Source organism: Massilia puerhi (genome assembly GCF_009861485.1).
Genome location: NZ_WOFW01000001.1, coordinates 453864 through 473090, shown reverse-complemented (window position 1 = coordinate 473090; position 19227 = coordinate 453864). Strand labels below are relative to the sequence as shown.

Sequence of the window (19227 nt, the reverse complement as noted above, 5' to 3'; positions counted from 1 at the left end):
ACGGGAATTGCTGCTTTGGCTCTTTTGTCGTCCCTGCCGCAAATGTCGGTGGCGGCCGGCAACTAGCACCAAGACTTACCGAAATTCAGCAGCATCGTATCACAGCAGTTTGCTTGTCCTTTTCATCTGGCGCGAAAGAGTAAGAGACTTCAGGGCTTGTGTGTGGTGGTGGCGCGTGCCACTGGCAATTCCTGAATTCTCCATCCTTTCTGTCACTCACGGAGTGTCCATGCACTACTCATTTACTGAGAAGAAGCGCATTCGCAAGTCGTTCGCGAAGCGCGCCAACGTTCACAACGTTCCCTATCTGCTGGCTACCCAGCTGGAATCCTACGAGAACTTCCTGCAGGCTGATGCCGCCCCATCGGGCCGCAAGGCCGAGGGTCTGCAATCGGCCTTCTCTTCGATTTTCCCTATCGTGTCGCACAATGGTTTTGCGCGCCTCGAATTCCTGTCGTATGTGCTGGGTGACCCTGCGTTTGACGTGAAAGAGTGCCAGCAGCGCGGCCTGACCTTCGCGTCGCCGCTGCGCGCCAAGGTGCGTCTGGTGATCCTGGACAAGGAATCGCCGACCAAGCCGGTCGTCAAGGAAATGAAAGAGCAAGAAGTCTACATGGGCGAGTTGCCGCTGATGACCACGAACGGTTCGTTCGTGATCAACGGCACCGAGCGCGTCATCGTCTCGCAGCTGCACCGTTCGCCTGGCGTGTTCTTCGAGCACGACCGCGGCAAGACCCACTCGTCGGGCAAGCTGCTGTTCTCGGCACGCATCATCCCTTACCGCGGCTCGTGGCTCGACTTCGAGTTCGACCCGAAAGACATCCTGTTCTTCCGCGTCGACCGTCGCCGCAAGATGCCAGTGACGATCCTGCTGAAAGCCATCGGCATGACGCCGGAGCAGATCCTGGCGAACTTCTTTGTCTTCGACAACTTCACCCTGCGTAACGACGGCGGCGAACTCGAGTTCGTCTCCGAGCGTCTGCGCGGCGAAGTCGCGCGTTTCGACATCGTCGACAAGTCGGGCAAGACCATTGTCACCAAGGACAAGCGGATTAACGCCAAGCACGTGCGTGACATCGAAGCGGCCGGCATCAAGTCGATCTCGGTGCCAGAAGACTACCTGCTCGGCCGCGTGCTGGCCAAGAACATCGTCGACCAGGACACCGGCGAAATCATCGCCGTGGCCAACGACGAGCTGACCGAAGAACTGCTGGGCAAGCTGCGCGACGCCAGCGTGACCGACATCCAGACCCTGTACACCAACGATCTGGACCAGGGCGGCTATATCTCGCAAACCCTGCGCACCGACGACACCGCCGACCAGACCGCCGCACGCGTGGCGATCTATCGCATGATGCGTCCTGGCGAACCGCCAACCGAAGAATCGGTCGAAGCGCTGTTCAACGGCCTGTTCTACATGCCGGAACGCTACGACCTGTCGGCAGTGGGCCGCATGAAGTTCAACCGCCGCATTGGCCGCGATGAACTGACCGGCGACATGACGATGTCGAACGAAGACATCCTGGCCGTGATCAAGATCCTGGTCGAGCTGCGCAATGGCCGCGGCGAAGTCGACGATATCGATCACCTGGGTAACCGTCGCGTGCGTTGCGTCGGCGAACTGGCTGAGAACCAGTTCCGCGCCGGCCTGGTGCGCGTGGAACGCGCCGTCAAGGAACGCCTCGGCCAGGCCGAAGCGGACAACCTGATGCCGCACGACCTGATCAACAGCAAGCCGATCTCGGCCGCGATCCGCGAATTTTTCGGTTCGTCGCAGCTGTCGCAGTTCATGGACCAGACCAACCCGCTGTCGGAAGTGACCCACAAGCGTCGCGTCTCGGCCCTGGGACCTGGCGGTCTGACCCGCGAACGCGCCGGCTTCGAGGTGCGCGACGTGCACCCGACCCACTACGGCCGCGTGTGCCCGATCGAAACGCCCGAAGGCCCGAACATCGGCCTGATCAACTCGCTGGCACTGTACGCCCGCCTGAACGAATACGGCTTCCTGGAAACGCCATACCGCAAGGTCGACGATTCGAAAGTCACCGACAAGATCGAATACCTGTCGGCGATCGAAGAAGGCCGCTACATCATCGCCCAGGCGAATGCGGCGATCAACGACGCCGGTCAACTGGTCGACGAACTGGTCTCGGCGCGTGAAGCCGGTGAAACGATCCTGGTCTCGCCAGAGCGCATCCAGTACATGGACGTCGCTCCAGGCCAGATCGTGTCGGTCGCAGCTTCCTTGATTCCGTTCCTGGAACACGATGACGCGAACCGTGCACTGATGGGCGCCAACATGCAGCGTCAGGCCGTGCCTTGCCTGCGTCCTGAAAAGGCCGTGGTCGGTACCGGCATCGAGCGCACCGTGGCGGTCGACTCGGGCACCACCGTGCAGGCACTGCGTGGCGGTATGGTCGACTACATCGATGCGGGCCGCGTCGTGATTCGCGTGAACGATGACGAAGCAACGGCTGGTGAAGTCGGCGTCGACATCTACAACCTGATCAAGTACACCCGTTCGAACCAGAACACCAACATCAACCAGCGTCCGATCGTGCAGGTTGGCGACCGCGTTGCCCGTGGCGACGTGATTGCCGACGGCGCATCGACCGACCTGGGCGAACTGGCCCTGGGCCAGAACATGCTGGTGGCGTTCATGCCGTGGAACGGCCTGAACTTCGAGGATTCGATCCTGATCTCGGAAAACGTGGTCAAGGACGACCGCTATACCTCGATCCACATCGAAGAGCTGTCGGTGGTCGCTCGCGACACCAAGCTGGGCGCGGAAGAAATCACCCGCGACATCTCGAACCTGGCAGAGAACCAACTGGCACGCCTGGATGAATCGGGCATCGTCTATATCGGCGCCGAAGTGCAAGCCGGTGACGTGCTGGTCGGTAAGGTCACCCCGAAAGGCGAGACCCAGCTGACCCCAGAAGAGAAACTGCTGCGCGCGATCTTCGGCGAAAAAGCGTCGGACGTGAAAGACACCTCGCTGCGCGTGCCTTCGGGCATGGTCGGCACCGTGATCGACGTGCAAGTGTTCACCCGCGAAGGCATCCAGCGCGACAAGCGCGCCCAGCAGATCATCGACGATGAACTCAAGCGCTATCGCCTGGACCTGAACGACCAGATGCGTATCGTCGAGGGCGATGCCTTCGAGCGTCTGGAGCGTATGCTGGTCGGCAAGATCGTCAATGGCGGTCCGAAGAAGCTGGCAAAAGGCGCGGCGATCACGTCGGAATACCTGGCCGACCTGGACAAGTTCCACTGGTTCGACATCCGCCCTGCGGAAGACGACACCGCCAACGCGCTCGAAGCGATCAAGGAATCGATCAACGAGAAGCGTCACCAGTTCGACCTGGCCTTCGAAGAAAAGCGCAAGAAGCTGACCCAGGGCGACGAGCTGCAGCCTGGCGTGCAGAAGATGGTCAAGGTCTACCTGGCCGTCAAGCGCCGCCTGCAGTCGGGCGACAAGATGGCGGGCCGTCACGGTAACAAGGGTGTGGTCTCGCGTATCGTGCCGGTGGAAGACATGCCGTTCATGGCGGACGGTCGTCCAGCCGACGTGGTGCTGAACCCGCTGGGCGTTCCGTCGCGTATGAACGTCGGTCAGATCCTGGAAACCCACCTCGGTTGGGCGGCCAAGGGCCTGGGCTGGCGCATCGGCGAAATGCTGCAGGCGCAAGCGAAGGCTGCGGATCTGCGTACCTTCCTGGCCAAGATCTACAACGAAACCGGCCGCAAGGAAGACCTCGATAGCTTCAGCGATGAAGAGATCCTGACCCTGTCGAACAACCTCAAGAACGGCGTGCCGTTCGCGACCCCGGTGTTCGACGGTGCGCACGAGGAAGATATCCGCCGCATGCTGGACCTGGCGTTCCCTGACGACATCGCTGCCCACCTGGGCATGACGCCGTCGAAGAACCAGGTCACCATGTTCGACGGCCGCACCGGCGAATCGTTCGAGCGCAAGGTCACCGTTGGCTTCATGCACATGCTCAAGCTGCACCACCTGGTCGACGACAAGATGCACGCGCGTTCGACCGGTCCGTACTCGCTGGTGACGCAGCAGCCGCTGGGCGGTAAAGCCCAGTTCGGTGGCCAGCGCTTCGGTGAGATGGAGGTGTGGGCACTGGAAGCGTACGGCGCATCGTACGTGCTGCAAGAGATGCTGACCGTCAAGTCGGATGACGTGAACGGCCGTACCAAGGTGTACGAGAACCTGGTCAAGGGCGACCACGTGATCGACGCCGGCATGCCGGAATCGTTCAACGTGCTGGTCAAGGAAATCCGTTCGCTGGGTATCGATATCGATCTCGAGCGCAACTAAGCAGGGCCAGCATGGCCGCCAGCCTTCGGGCCCGGCCTGCTGCTCCTGAATCGTCGTTCCCGCGCAGGCGGGAACCTAAGCCCGGCGAATTGGCCGGCAAACTTGGATTCCCGCCTGCGCGGGAATGACGCTTTCAGGGGTAGGGGGTTGTGCAAGCACCGGCGAAAATCGGTGAGAAGCGGCGGCAGTAGTACTTAGTACAGAATCAATCACCTTTGGAGTGATACATGAAAGCACTGCTCGATCTATTCAAGCAAGTTCAGCAAAACGAAAGTTTCGACGCCATCAAGATTGGCCTGGCGTCGCCTGAGAAAATCCGTTCGTGGTCGTTTGGCGAAGTCAAGAAGCCAGAGACCATCAACTACCGTACGTTCAAGCCTGAGCGTGACGGCCTGTTCTGCGCCAAGATCTTTGGCCCGATCAAGGACTACGAATGCCTGTGCGGCAAGTACAAGCGCCTGAAGCACCGCGGTGTGATCTGCGAGAAGTGCGGCGTCGAAGTCACCCTGGCCAAGGTGCGCCGTGAGCGCATGGGCCACATCGAACTGGCGTCGCCAGTGGCGCACATCTGGTTCCTGAAGTCGCTGCCGTCGCGTCTGGGCATGGTCCTGGACATGACCCTGCGCGATATCGAACGCGTGCTGTACTTCGAAGCATACGTCGTCACCGATCCTGGCATGACTCCGCTCAAGAAGAGCCAGATCATGTCGGAAGACGACTACGCCGCCAAGTACGAAGAGTATGGCGACGACTTCACCGCCTTCATGGGCGCCGAAGGTATCCGTGAACTGCTGCGCTCGATCGACATCCACCGCGATGCCGAAGCCCTGCGCGTGGAGCTCAAGGAATCGAAATCCGAAGCCAAGATCAAGAAATACGCCAAGCGCCTGAAAGTGCTCGAGGCGTTCCAGCGTTCGGGCATCAAGCCTGAATGGATGATCATGGAAGTTCTGCCGGTCCTGCCGCCAGAGCTGCGTCCGCTCGTCCCGCTGGATGGTGGCCGTTTCGCCACGTCCGACCTGAACGACCTGTATCGCCGCGTCATCAACCGTAATAACCGCCTGAAGCGCCTGATGGAACTGCGCGCACCAGAGATCATTACGCGTAACGAAAAGCGCATGCTGCAAGAAGCAGTGGATTCGCTGCTGGACAACGGCCGTCGCGGCAAAGCGATGACCGGCGCCAACAAGCGTCCGCTGAAGTCGCTGGCCGAGATGATCAAGGGCAAGGGCGGTCGTTTCCGTCAGAACTTGCTGGGCAAGCGCGTCGACTACTCGGGCCGTTCGGTCATCGTGGTCGGTCCACAGCTCAAACTCCATCAGTGCGGTCTGCCGAAGCTGATGGCCCTCGAGCTGTTCAAGCCGTTCATCTTCAACAAGCTGGAACTGATGGGTCTCGCGACCACCATCAAGGCGGCCAAGAAGCTGGTCGAAGTGCAAGAGCCAGTGGTCTGGGACATCCTTGAAGAAGTCATCAAGGAACACCCGATCATGCTGAACCGTGCGCCTACGCTGCACCGTCTCGGTATCCAGGCGTTCGAGCCAGTCCTGATCGAAGGCAAGGCAATCCAGCTGCACCCACTCGTCTGCGCGGCGTTCAACGCCGACTTCGACGGTGACCAGATGGCAGTCCACGTCCCGCTGTCGATCGAAGCGCAGATGGAAGCGCGTACGCTGATGCTGGCGTCGAACAACATCCTGTTCCCATCGAACGGCGAACCGTCGATCGTGCCGTCCCAGGATATCGTGCTGGGTCTGTACTACGCGTCGCGCGAGGCGATCAACGCCAAGGGCGAGGGCATGATGTTCCCGGACGTGTCGGAAGTCATCCGCGCGTACGACAATAAAGAAGTCGAACTGGCCACCCGCATCACCGTGCGTATCGTGGAATTCCCACGCAACGCCGAAGGCGGCTTCGACCAAACGCTCACCCGCTACGAGACCACGGTTGGCCGTGCGATCCTGTCCGAGATCCTGCCGAAAGGCCTGCCATTCTCGGTGCTGAATCGTTCGCTCAAGAAGAAAGAGATCTCGAAGCTGATCAACACGTCGTTCCGCAAGTGCGGCCTGCGTGCAACGGTCGTCTTCGCCGACAAGCTGATGCAGTCGGGCTTCCGCCTGGCAACGCGCGCCGGTATCTCGATCGCTGTCGACGACATGCTGATCCCGGACGTCAAGAAGGGCATGATCGCGACCGCCGAAGCCGAAGTGAAACAGATCGAGCAGCAGTACAGCTCGGGTCTGGTCACGGCCGGCGAGCGTTACAACAAGGTCGTCGACATCTGGGGCAAGACCTCGGATGAAGTCGGCAAGGCGATGATGGACCAGCTGAAAATCGAGCCGGTCACCAAGCGCGACGGCACCGAAGGCACCCAGGAATCGTTCAACGCGATTTACATGATGGCCGACTCGGGCGCCCGCGGTTCGGCAGCCCAGATTCGCCAGCTGGCGGGTATGCGTGGTCTGATGGCGAAACCGGACGGTTCGATTATCGAAACGCCGATTACCGCGAACTTCCGCGAAGGCCTGAACGTTCTGCAGTACTTCATCTCGACCCACGGCGCGCGTAAAGGTCTGGCCGATACGGCACTGAAGACCGCGAACTCGGGTTACCTGACCCGTCGCCTGGTGGACGTGACGCAGGATCTGGTGGTGATCGAAGACGATTGCGGCACCAGCAACGGCACCCACATGAAGGCGCTGGTCGAAGGTGGTGAAGTCATCGAAGCCCTGCGCGACCGTATCCTCGGCCGCGTGGCAGGCAACGACGTCGTCAATCCAGAAACGCAAGAGACCCTGTACGAAGCCGGCACGCTGCTGGACGAAGACATGGTCGAAGAGATCGAACGCGTCGGCATCGACGAAGTCAAGGTCCGTACTCCGCTGAACTGCGACACGCGCTTTGGCCTGTGCGCCAAGTGCTACGGTCGCGATCTGGGCCGCGGCATGCTGGTCAACAGCGGCGAAGCGGTCGGTGTTGTCGCTGCACAGTCGATCGGTGAGCCGGGTACCCAGCTGACCATGCGTACCTTCCACATCGGTGGTGCGGCATCGCGTGCGGCAGTGGCATCGTCGGTCGAAGCCAAGTCGAACGGTACGGTCCGCTTCACCGCGACCATGCGTTACGTCACCAACGGCAAGGGCGCGCAAATCGTCATTACCCGTTCGGGCGAAGTGCTGATCACCGACGACCACGGCCGTGAGCGCGAGCGTCACAAGGTGCCGTACGGCGCGACCCTGCTGGTCAAGGACGGCCAGACCGTCAAGGCCGGTATCGCCCTGGCGACCTGGGATCCGCTGACCCGTCCGATCATCACCGAGTACGCCGGTACCATCCGCTTCGAAAACGTGGAAGAGGGCGTCACCGTCGCTCGCCAGGTCGATGAAGTGACCGGTCTGTCGACCCTGGTCGCGATCGATCCGAAGCGTCGTGGTTCGGGCAAGGTCGTGCGTCCGCAGGTCAAGCTGCTGAACGAAGAAGGCCAGGAAGTCAAGATCGCCGGCACCGAACACGCCGTGACGATCGGTTTCCAGGTCGGCGCGCTGATCATGGTCAAGGACGGTCAGCAAGCCACCGTGGGTGAAGTGCTGGCACGTATCCCGACCGAATCGCAGAAGACCCGCGACATTACCGGTGGTCTGCCGCGCGTTGCCGAGCTGTTCGAAGCACGTTCGCCGAAAGACGCGGGCATGCTGGCTGAAGTGACCGGTACCGTGGCATTCGGTAAAGAGACCAAGGGCAAGCAACGCCTTGAGATCACCGACATGGACGGCAACAAGCACGAGTTCCTGATCACCAAGGACAAGCAAGTGCTGGTCCACGACGGTCAAGTCGTGAACAAGGGCGAGATGATCGTGGACGGCCCGGCCGATCCGCAAGACATCCTGCGCCTCTTGGGTATCGAAGCGCTGGCCCGCTACATCGTCGACGAAGTGCAGGACGTGTACCGTCTGCAGGGCGTGAAGATCAACGACAAGCACATCGAGGTGATCGTTCGCCAGATGCTGCGTCGTGTTCAGATCGTCGAAGCAGGCGACACCGACTACATCGTCGGCGAGCAGGTGGAACGTTCGGAACTGCTGGATGCAAACGACCGCGTCCTGGCCCAGAACAAGCTGCCGGCAACCTACGAAAACGTGCTGCTGGGTATTACCAAAGCGTCGCTGTCGACTGACTCGTTCATCTCGGCCGCATCGTTCCAGGAAACCACCCGCGTGCTGACGGAAGCCGCGATCATGGGCAAGCGCGACGGTCTGCGCGGCCTGAAAGAGAACGTCATCGTCGGCCGCCTGATTCCTGGCGGTACCGGTCTGGCATTCCACCGCGCTCGCAAAGAGAAGGAAGTGTGGGAAGCGGAAGAGCGTCAGGCACTGCTGCAGCAAGAGAAGGCCAATATGGCTGCCGAGCTGCAAGCGATGGAAGACCAGCAGACTGCGTCGGCTTCGGCTGAGCAGCACAACGACGGCGAGTAATTGCTTTAGTTGTTAGCGAAAACGGCACCCTAAGGGGTGCCGTTTTTATTTGCATGACGGATTTGTGACGCCAGTTCGTCAGGACGGTGTGCGCCTGTGCCAGAGATAACCTGCGATGAGTCCTGATGCGACGAGGGCGAATGCGGCGTACGCTTGGAGGTAGTAGCCGTCACCTTGTTCCAGTCGCAGATATGGACCAACGTCGGGAGAGTGAATTTCCAGGAACAGGCTGGTGAACCAGATCGCCGCAGGGGTAAAGCACATGGCGCCAAGCCATGGCCTGAAGCGGGTAGTGAAGAGGCATAGAAGTGCTGCAGCCAATCCCACCTGCCAAAAAAGGACAGCACTCGGCTCTTTGTCGCTTACTTCGGCTAGTAAGACTGTCGGGTAGAAAAGACAGGCAGGCGCTAATATTGCACGATGAGCGGAAGCTCGCGAGCTTTCCATTTGGACCACTCCAATGACGCAACACCTCACGATTGTCCAGACCAACGCTGTTGCTGCCGTGCGCCGCCGCAAGAAGACCACAGTTTCTGTACCAGGTCAGCAGGACACCCCGTACGCATGAGAATGATCTACACTAGGTTAGCTTTTTACTATCCCTGTAGATCTTCGAAGGAGCAAACAATGAAAATGCGATGGATGAGTGCAGTCCTGCTGAGCGCCGTGTGCGCTACCGCCAGTGCCGCCGACAATACCGTGACCCTCAAGCTGGCCACCGAAAAAGGCGAAGGCGCCGAGATTGGCACCGTGACGCTCAGCGAAACCAAATTCGGCGTCGTGTTTACGCCTAACCTGAAGGACCTGCCACCGGGCCTGCACGGCTTCCACGTCCACGCCAATGGCAGCTGCGCGCCGAACCAGGCCGACGGCAAGACCGTGCCTGCCGGCGCCGCAGGAGGCCACCTCGATCCGCAAAAGACCAACAAGCATGGCACCCCATGGGGCGACGGCCACCTCGGTGACATCCCGGCCCTGTCGGTCGACGCCAAGGGCATGGCCACTTATCCAGTCCTGGCGCCGCGCCTGAAAATGTCGGATATCAAGGGCAAGGCCCTGATGGTCCACGCCGGCGGCGAAAATCACGCCGATCACCCGGCGCCGCTGGGTGGCGGAGGCGCGCGCATGGCTTGCGGCGTGATCCAGTAAGCGACCAGCTGAAAGCGGATGGCGGCCCGCGGCGCGTCATCCGCCACGCGCGGTCAATCCGCGCGCAACTGGCCGCGCAGCCACACCAGGCTGGACGCGGCGTAGTTCATCACCGAGAGATGTCCATCGTCCGGACGTTGCCACAGCTCGGCCCAGCGGCAGTGTTGCGCCAGCCATTCGCTGTGCGCTGCCGGCACCACGCGATCCTGCATGCCGTGCACGAACAGCACCGGGCAGGCGATGCGCGTGCAATCAAAGTCCCATGGCGTCACATAGGCCACATCGTCGTCGATCGCACCGGCAGGACCCTTGGCCACTGCGGGCCTGACCACGCTGTCGAACCATGACCACGGCCCCGCCAGCGCCTCCCAATCTTCAGACGTGAACATCGCTCGGTCGAACTCGAGGCCCAGCGTGTCGTGATATTCCCTGGCCGCGCGACCCTGCGCCGCCGCCCGCAGCGCCGCCGCGCCGTACTCGCCCATCCCCTTGAACCAGTCGAGTCCCTCGGCATCGGGCGGCGCCAGGCCCGCAATGCTGACCGCAGCCACCACCCGCTCGGGCAGCAGGGCGGCGCAGGCCAGCGCATGTGGCGCGCCGCCCGAATGGCCCATCACCGCGAAGCGCCCGATGCCCAGCCGGTCGGCGATGCGCTCGACGTCGAAGGCGGCCGATGCCACATCCCGGCCAGTGCGTTCGGACGAGCCGCCGTAGGAAGGGCGGTCGTAACCGATCCAGCGGATGCCCAGTTCCGCCGCCAGCGCGAATAGCGGCTCCGGCGGGCGCCCGATATTGGGCGTGCCGTGATGCCAGAAGACGGCCAGCTGCTGCTCGCCAGGCGGCGGCATGTCGTAGAAGTGCAGCGTGCGTCCATCGCCGAGCACCAGGTCTTCTTCACGCATCGTTCACCTCATCAAAAAAGGTCGGCCAAAAAAAACGCGCCGGTGGACCCCAGTGTGGTCCGCCGACGCGTTCATGTCGAGCCTATCCGGCTATTTACTTCGCCGCGCGCGCCTTGCCGAACGGATCGCCCGCCTTCCAGGCCGGCATCTTCGGCGCATCGGCCACCGCGCGGCCCAGGTTCAGCGTGTACTGCGCCTGCTGCACCATGCCCGACAGGTCCCAGCTCGGATCGTACTCATCGCCGACCTGGTGATACTTGTCGCGGTAAGTCGCGGCCTTGGCATTGTTGGCCTCGACATCTTTCACCCAGCTGCGGCCCGCACCCACCGAGAACGCCGGCACGCCGGCCTTGGCGAAGCTGAAGTGGTCGCTGCGGAAGTAGCCGCCGGCCAGGTCGGGCTTGGCCGGCGCCACCGTCAGGCCCATCGCCTTGGCGGCGGCGGCTGCCATCGCGCCCAGTTCGGTGCGCTCGCTGCCCGGCACGCTCACGTCCTTGACCAGGCCCACCCAGTTCAGGCTGTCCAGGTTCAGGTTGGCGGCGGTTTTTTCGATCGGCCACAGTGGCGCCGACACATAGGCCGCGCTGCCCAGCAGGCCTTGCTCTTCGGCGCCGACCCACAGGAACATCTGGCTGCGCTTGGCCGGATGCTTGACCGCTTCGGCGGCCATCGCCAGCAGCGCGCCGGTGCCCGAGGCGTTGTCGACCGCGCCGTTGAAGATGGTGTCGCCTTCGGTGCCCTGCTTGCCCATGTGGTCCCAGTGGGCCGAATAAATCACCACTTCGTCCTTGAGCTTCGGATCGGTGCCCGGCACGATGCCGGCCACGTTGAACTCTTCCAGCGACCGCACGGCGGCGCGCGCATCGCCCTTGATGCGGGCGTTGAGCGTCACCGGCTTGAAGTTCTTGTCTTCGGCGGCGGCGCGCAGCTTGTCCAGGTCCTGGCCGGCGGCGGCGAACACCTTGCGCGCGGTGGCGTCGGTCATCCAGCCCTGCAGGCCGGTGCCCACTTTGCCTTCGGTGAGCTGGAAGCGCTCGGCGTTGGCCCAGCTGTTCTGCACCACGCTCCAGCCGTACGAGGCCGACTTGTCGGTGTGGATCAGGATCGCGCCGGCCGCGCCCTGGCGCGCCGCTTCCTCGAACTTATAGGTCCAGCGGCCGTAGTAGGTCAGGCCCTCGCCATTGAAGCGCTTCGGATCCGCTGCCGTCGGCATAGGATCGTTCACCATCATCACCAGCACCTTGCCCTTCAGGTCCATGCCCTTGAAGTCGTTCCAGCCGCCTTCTTCAGGCGCCACGGTGCCGTAGCCGACGAACACCAGGTCGGCATCGAGCGTGTGGTCGGCCTTGCCGTCGCCCGGGCCCCAGACCCAGTCCGCGCCGAACTGCAGCGGCAGCGCGCTGCCGCCGGCCGAGATGGCGATATTGCTCTTCTCTGGCAGCGAACGCACGCCAGCGATCTTGACCGCCTGGCGGAAGCTGTCGCCGTTGCCGGGCTTGAGACCCACGGCCAGCGCCTGGGTCTCGAGGTAGGTGACGGTCAGCTCGCCGCCGCGCTGGCCGGTGCCGCGGCCTTCGAGGGCGTCGGACGACAGGAAGGCCATGTGCGCGCGCAGCGGCGCTTCCTGGACGGTCGCGGCTTGCGTTTTCGACTTGGTCTGGGCCTGGGCCGGGTAGGCCAGTGCCAGGCTGCCGGCGAGGGCGGTGAGGACGAGGGTGGAGACAATCTTGTGCATGGAGATCCTACGACGTTTTTATCGAATCGTTAATCGGGGGAAGGGCACGCTCGTGGCGTACGCGGGACATTCTATGACAAGTCATCAATAAAATCGCAGGATATCGGTCGACAGCGTCATGCCCGATTGCGCCCGTACATACGGGGCGCCTGCATCCTGCGGCGGCAACAGATGGCGCGGCAGGCCAGGCAAGCGCTCCTGTACTGTCACCGCGAAGATCTCCTTCGGGTCGGTCTCGATCTCGAAACGCAGCACCCGGTCTTGCATCCCGTACAGCGACAGCGACCAGCCGCTCTCCTTCGACGTGAGCGGCACGCCATCGAGCCGCGAGCGCAGCGCCTTGGCGCCCGACATGCGCAGCTCGATGTGCGGCGCGCGATTCTTCGAGCGCACCGTGAATTCGCCCAGCCGCACCTTGCCGACGCTGTGGCGCAGCAGGAAGCATTCGGGAAAGTCGATCGCATCCTCGCGCGGCGCCTCGGCATACCACTGGCGCGGGCTGTTCCAGCCGAAGACTTCGACGAAGATGGTCGGCTGGCGGCCGGGGAACAGTTGCTGGCGCCAGTCGCCCAGCGGCTGATCCGGCAGCAGCCAGTAGGCGCGCCAGGTGTTCATGTCCTTGTAGTAGACCAGGCGTTCGGCGCCGTCGGCGTCGACCAGCCACGTTTCACGCGGCGCCGCCTGTCCCGGCAGGGCGAAGGTGGCGGCGGCCAGCAGCGCCAGCACGGCGCCCACCGCCGGCGCGATGCGCAGCACCAGCAGCAGGCTGGCAAAGCACAGCATCGGCAGCGCCATCAGCATCGGCGGCAGGTATATGCGGTGGGGGCCGAGCAGCAGCCAGGTGTCGCGCAGCGCCGGTGGCAGCAGGGCAGCGGCCGGCGCCAGGCCGACGACCAGCACCAACAGGCGCGGCGCGAACGCCTGCCGCTGTCCCCAGCGCGAATGCAGGACCAGGAAGGCGGCCAGCGCCGCCGCCAGCGGCCAGGCCAGCACGTAGGCGGCATCGGGCAGGAAGAAAGCGATCGGCAGTAGCGGCAGTGCCACCCAGGCCAGGGCGCCGAGCACCGCCGCGGCGGCGCCGATACTGCGCCGCAGCAGGTACAGGCCGGCCACGAAGCCGCAGGCCGCGACCGCCAGCACCAGCAGCGGCAGGCGATGCTCGCCCGCCAGGCCGGCAGCCTCCACCTCCTCGCGCCAGTTCCAGCTGCCGATGCGCACCGCGAGCAGCAGGAAGCAGACACCGAAGGCGCCTTGCGCCGCCTCGGTCACGCCGTCTGCGCCGAACAGGCGGCGCCAGGCAAAGACCAGCATCAGGCAAGACAGCACCGTTGGCGCCCAACCCAGCCACGCAGGGTGGTGGACCGGGCCGACCAGGGGCAATGAAAAATAAGCGGACGCGGTCTGCGTCCCGCGCGCCAGCGGCATGTCGCCATAGGTCCGCGCCAGGCGCAGCATCGCATCGCCCAGCTGCGGCGGCGCCGCTTCGCCGCCGGCGAACAGCAGCGCCGGCGCATCGAGCCCGGCCAGCGGCCCGATGTGCGGGGCGTCGTTCAGCATGCGCGATAGCGTGGTCTCGAGCGAGGAGCCACGCAGCTCGGGCGCGGCCCGCATCCAGCCGTCCAGGGCCGCGCCGCCAGCGCCGCTGGTCTGCGCCAGGCGCAGGTCGCCGTCGCCCGCAGGGTCGAACTTGAGCGCCAGGCCGATGCCGCGCGCCAGCGGATGCTGTTCGACGAAGCCCTTGGCCCCCAGCGCGCCCACATGATGGCCATCGGCGAACAGCAGCACCACATCGCTGGCGGGCGGCGCCGCGCGCAAGGCGCGCGCCGTCTCGAGCAGGGCGGCTGCCGTGGCGGCACCGCGCGCGGCGTCGCGTAGCGCGCTGCCGCTGTCGTAGTGGGTCGCCAGCAGCAGCGCGGGCCGGCGCGCGGCGTCCGGCGCGCTGCCTGGAATGCGCGCCACGATGTTGTGGACTACGCCGATCGTGTTGTGAATGCTGCCGAAGGCATGGACGACCGACTTGCGCACGGTGGCGCGCTGCACCGCGGGCGCCAGGTCCATCGCTCGCAGCTGCGCCACCAGGTAGGCGCGTGCCTGCGCATTGCCGTCGGTCGCGATCGACCGTGGGCTGGCGGCCAGCACCCGCACGTGTTCCTGCACGCGGACGCCCCAGCCGGCGGCTGGCTCGGGCGGCGCCGGCCGCGTCAACGCCATCCAGGCCAGGGCCGCCAGCACCGCCAGTCCCAGGCAGCCGGCCAGGGCCTGCATCAAACCTGTGAAGCGTAGCGCCGGTATCGCTGCGTTTGCTGCATCCATATTCTCTCTCCATATTTGTTGTGGTTGATCGACATCGGTCCGTGCAGGCGTCTATGCGCCTGTCATACGGGCGAAAAAAAGCCCGCCTGATACAGAGGGGCGGGCTCAAGAGCGGAGACGGTAATTACTCGAGTGTCCAGACATAGGCAAGCTGCGCCCACCCGGATTCGGCGGTGCCGCCGTTCATCGCCGGCTGGAATCTGCACATGCTCAGGGCATTGACCGCGGCCCGATCGAGCTCGCGATAGCCACTGGAAGACTGGATGCGGGAGTCCTGCACCCGGCCATCGGCGCCGACCAGCAGCGCCAGGGTCACGGTGCCGGTCTCCCCATTGCGCGCGGCGCGCACCGGATAGTCAGGTTTGGCGCAGCCATTGGCGTCGGCCAGTACCGCGCTGCGCATCTGGCCGCTGTTTGACGATGGCTCCGCGGCCGGTTGCGGCGGGGCGTCGGACTGGGTGGGCAGGGCCGGTTCGGGCGACGCTTCGGTACTCGCTTCGATGACCTGTTCCGGTGGCGGCTCGGCCACGTCGACCTCGACCTTCGGCACCACGACTTCGGGCGGCGCTGTCTTCACTTGCGGCTTGGGTGGTTCGGGCGGCGGTGCAGGCGGCGTGACTTCGGGCGTCACCCAAACCAGCTTGTCTTCCAGCATGGCCGGCAGCGAAATCGACTTGGCGTTCATGGTGCTGATAACACCCATCGCCACCAGCACGTGCAGTCCCGCCACCAGGGCGAACTTGCCGGCCTTGCCGCCAGCGCCTTGATTGATGTCAGAAAAATGCATGGCAACCTCCTTTATTTGTCCCGCCGCCTAGGGGGCTGACAGGTTTCACTACCTTGGAAGAATGCATATCTACAGCTCGTTGGAATCAATATATGCTATGTCCTAGCAATTTGCAAATCCATAATGAAGTAAATTTGTTTCTATTAGTGTGTGCGCAACCGTACCAACGAACCCCATACGTAGGGTGGATGGCTCCGCCGTCCACGCGTCCAACGAAAGGAAGCCCTTCCCGAACGCATGCCTTGAGTCAAAAATTCCCCCTCCCTTTCCATTCGCTTCCAACCCCGTTGTATGAAATAATTCCCCACTGTGCCGTGGCCTTTGCCCCGGTCTTCGCAACGCCAGAAACTGGCACAGCACCAGAGCCCCAACGCCAGGAGAACCAAATTGGCAGAACAGAACAAACCCATCCGCGTCATGCTCGCGGATGACCACCCGATCGTCATGACCGGCTTTGCCATGTCGCTCGAAGCGGCCGGCATGCAGGTGGTCGGCCAGGCCAAGACCCCGAGCGAGGCGACCGCCCTGTATGCCGCCGAGCACCCCGACGTGGCCGTGCTCGATATGCGCTTCGGCACCGAGCTGACCGGCATGGATGCGGCCCAGGCCATCCTCAAGTCCGACCCATCGGCCAAGATCGTCTTCCTGAGCCAATTCGACCAAGACAGCCTGATCAAGGAAACCTACCGCCTCGGCGCCCACGCCTTCGTTACCAAGGATTGCGACCCGGCCGACCTGGCCACCGCTGTGCGCCATGCCCACGAGGGCAAGCTGTACTTCCTGCCGCATATCGCCTCGCGCCTGGCCAGCATGGCGGTGCGCGGCGAAGTCACGCCGCAGTCGCAGCTCGACGAGCGCGGGCTCGAGATCTTCAAGTTCATGGCCGAGGGCATGACCAATGCCGAGATCGCGGAACGCCTCGACCTGTCGACCAAGACCATCAGCAATATCAGCCAGTCGATCAAGGAAAAGCTGGGCGTGCACCGCCAGGCCAGCATCACCCTGCTGGCGGTCAAGCACGGCCTGGTCGAGCCCTGACGCGATGGCCATCCTCCTGCACCGCAGGCCCCGCGGCAGGCGCTCTGCCGCATTGACGCCGCTGCTGGCGTTGACCCTGATGCTGGTGCTGGCCGCCGGCAGCGCCGGCGCCGCCCAGCAGATCGATCGCGAACGCGAAGAGCCGCAGGGCTACCGCTTCCAGATCCTGACCGGCGACGACAGCGCCGTCACCCACCGCATCACCGAAGACCTGTACAAGCGCCTGGTGCCCACCTTCGCGGCCTTCCGCACCGAGCTGGCGCAGAAGCGCCGCATGCTGTACGTGGCGATCGGCCCGACCGCGCTGCGCGACGCGCTCTCGCGCCGCTGCGATTGCGTGGTGATCTCGGCCTATACCTCGAGCCAGGTGTGGCGCACCCTGACCGCGCGCCTGCCCAAGCAGCGCCGCATGGCCATGACCGCGATCTACGCCGAGCCGGCGCCGAACGACCAGATGCGCCTGGCCGAACTGCTGTACGGGCGCCCGGTGCGGGTCGGGGTGCTGCTCGGCCCCGACACGGCTTTCCTGCGTCCGGTGCTGCACGAGGCGACCGAGATCCAGATGTATGCGCCCGGTGAAGACCTGAATCACACGCTCAATAGCATGACGCGCGCCGAGACCCTGCTGGCGCTGCCCGACAGCGACATCTACAACGCCGAGAACGTGCGCAATATCCTGCTCTCGACCTATCGCCGCAAGCAGGGCGTGATCGGCTTCTCGGCCGACATGGTCAAGGTCGGCGCGCTGGCCACCACCTATTCGGAGATCGAAGAGATCAACGCCCAGGTGGCCGAGCTGGCGGCCGACTTCGTACGCACCGGCGAGCTCGATCCGCCCCAGTTCCCGCGCTACTTCCGCACCATCATCAACGAAGGCGTGGCCAGCTCGCTCGACGTGCGCGTGACCGACAGCGCGCGCAACTTCGCGCGGCGCGCGCCGGCCCAGCAATGAACCTGCGTTTCTGGCGCGGCTGGGGTGTCGGACGGCGCATGGCCGTCATCACCATGCTGCCCGTGATCCTGCTGTTCACCTCCTTCGTCTGGTATTCCTGGTACGCGCACCGCGCCCAGGTGGCCGAAGAGCTGGCCGAGCGCGGACGCATCCTGGCGCGCGCGCTGGCCGAGACCTCCGAGTACAACGTCATCTCGGGCAACCTGTCCGACCTGCGCCTGACCATCAACGGCCTGGTGCAGTCGGACCGCAGCATCTACAAGGTCGACGTGATCGACGGCAGCGGACGCGCTGCGGTGCGCGTGGTGTCCGAATCGGCCAGCGACGCCCAGTCCCACTATTACGAAGCGCCGATCCGCAAGCAGGTGGTGTGGATCAACCTGTTCTCGGACAACGGCACGCCGCACGTATCGGCATCGAGCGATTCGCGTCCGCCCACGCTCACCACCGAAGTTGTCGGCTGGGTGCGGGTGACGATGTCGCCGGCGAACATGATGGCCAAGCAGACCGACCGCTTCCAGATCGAGCTGTCGATGGCGGCGCTGGCGCTGGCCGCCAGCGGCATCCTGGCCTGGGTGCTGGCGCGTTCGCTGATCGTGCCGCTGCGCGAGGCGATCGGCACCCTGCGCCAGATCCGGGGCGGCAACTACCGCGTCCATCCGCCGGTGACCACCGGCGGCGAGATCGGCGAGCTGCAGGCCTCGATCGGCGAGATGTCGCTGGCGCTGGACGAATCCAAGCGCGACCTCGAGAACAAGGTGGCCGAGCGCACGCGCGACCTGCTGGCCTCGCGCAACGAGGCGCTGCGCGCCGACGCCGACAAGCGCAAACTGATCCAGAAGGTCAACGAGATCATCGAAGACGAGCGCAAGAGCATCGCGGTCGAAATCCACGATGAACTCAATGCCTCGCTGATCGCGGCGCGCCTCGAGGCGCAGTCGATCGGCCTGCTGGCGGCCAAGGCGCCGCCCGGCCACGAGGTCGACGAGATCCGGCGCAAGTCCGAGGCCATCACCAAGCTGGCGCTCGACCTGTACGCCAACGGCCGCCGCCTGGTGCGCCGCCTGCGCCCCGAAGTGCTCGACATGCTGGGCCTGCACGGCGCGGTCGAAGAGATGGTGCGCCACTACGACACCACCTCCGGCTGCCGCTTCGACCTGCACAGCGAGGGCGATTTCGCGCGCCTGTCGAACGAGCTGGCGATCTCCGCCTACCGCATCGTGCAGGAAACCCTGTCCAACGTCATGAAGCACGCCGCCGCGCGTTCGGCCCACGTCAGCCTGTTGCTCGACGAAGGCAAGGGCCTGCTGCGCATCCGCGTGGTCGACGACGGCGCCGGCTTCGACACCGCCAGCGCCTCGGAAGGCATTGGCCTGATCGGCATGCGCGAGCGCGCCTATGCGCTGCACGGCACGATCGAGGTGCGTTCCAGCCCGGGCGAGGGCACCGACGTCGCGATCGCGCTGCCGCTCAACCTGCCGGTCCAGACGCCGGCCGTGCCGGCGACGATTTCCGAAGCTTCAACCTCACAACGATAAGATTT

The 19227-nt window shown here is 64.1% G+C and carries 10 protein-coding genes; 6 read left to right on the top strand and 4 right to left on the bottom strand.

The features are described 5' to 3' along the window. Positions 1–229 precede the first annotated feature (229 nt). From rpoB to sodC, 3 genes are all read left to right on the top strand, one after another. Positions 230–4336, top strand: a complete 4107-nt coding sequence (gene rpoB, locus GNT67_RS02015; RefSeq protein ID WP_159628086.1) for a DNA-directed RNA polymerase subunit beta — start codon at positions 230–232, stop codon at positions 4334–4336. A gap of 227 nt (positions 4337–4563) precedes the next feature. Beyond that, a complete protein-coding gene (rpoC, locus tag GNT67_RS02010; RefSeq protein WP_159628084.1) occupies positions 4564–8808 on the top strand; it encodes a DNA-directed RNA polymerase subunit beta' in 4245 nt (1414 codons plus the stop codon). A 642-nt stretch (positions 8809–9450) separates the two neighbouring features. Then, positions 9451–9957, top strand: coding sequence for a superoxide dismutase family protein (gene sodC / locus GNT67_RS02005; RefSeq protein ID WP_229407882.1), 507 nt, complete (start codon positions 9451–9453; stop codon positions 9955–9957). 53 nt (positions 9958–10010) lie between these two features. Here sodC and GNT67_RS02000 read toward each other — a convergent pair whose 3' ends face one another. From GNT67_RS02000 to GNT67_RS01985, 4 genes are all read right to left on the bottom strand, one after another. Beyond that, positions 10011–10859: an alpha/beta fold hydrolase gene (locus GNT67_RS02000; protein ID WP_159628082.1), complete on the bottom strand. Its 849-nt coding sequence runs from the start codon at positions 10857–10859 to the stop codon at positions 10011–10013. A 94-nt stretch (positions 10860–10953) separates the two neighbouring features. Further along, positions 10954–12594 carry a M28 family peptidase gene (locus GNT67_RS01995; RefSeq protein WP_159628080.1) on the bottom strand — a complete coding sequence of 547 codons (1641 nt, stop codon included), beginning with the start codon at positions 12592–12594 and terminating at the stop codon, positions 10954–10956. An 84-nt stretch (positions 12595–12678) separates the two neighbouring features. After that, entirely contained in the window at positions 12679–14907 is a 2229-nt protein-coding gene (locus tag GNT67_RS01990; RefSeq protein ID WP_159628078.1) for a M28 family peptidase, read from the bottom strand. Between the two features lie 124 nt (positions 14908–15031). Then, positions 15032–15694: an energy transducer TonB gene (locus GNT67_RS01985; RefSeq protein WP_159628076.1), complete on the bottom strand. Its 663-nt coding sequence runs from the start codon at positions 15692–15694 to the stop codon at positions 15032–15034. A gap of 417 nt (positions 15695–16111) precedes the next feature. On the opposite strand from GNT67_RS01985, the gene GNT67_RS01980 reads away from it, so the two are divergent. Genes GNT67_RS01980 through GNT67_RS01970 form a run of 3 tightly spaced genes read left to right on the top strand, consistent with a single transcriptional unit; the run spans position 16112 to position 19222 of the window. Continuing rightward, the gene (locus GNT67_RS01980) at positions 16112–16732 is read left to right on the top strand and encodes a response regulator (protein ID WP_267872697.1); all 621 of its coding nucleotides are present in this window, start codon (positions 16112–16114) and stop codon (positions 16730–16732) included. Positions 16733–16784: 52 nt separating this feature from the next. Then, positions 16785–17684: a hypothetical protein gene (locus GNT67_RS01975; protein WP_229407879.1), complete on the top strand. Its 900-nt coding sequence runs from the start codon at positions 16785–16787 to the stop codon at positions 17682–17684. Beyond that, complete coding sequence (locus tag GNT67_RS01970; protein WP_159628070.1) at positions 17681–19222, top strand: sensor histidine kinase; 1542 nt, start codon at positions 17681–17683, stop codon at positions 19220–19222. The genes GNT67_RS01975 and GNT67_RS01970 overlap by 4 nt, the downstream gene beginning before the upstream one ends. Positions 19223–19227: the final 5 nt, after the last annotated feature.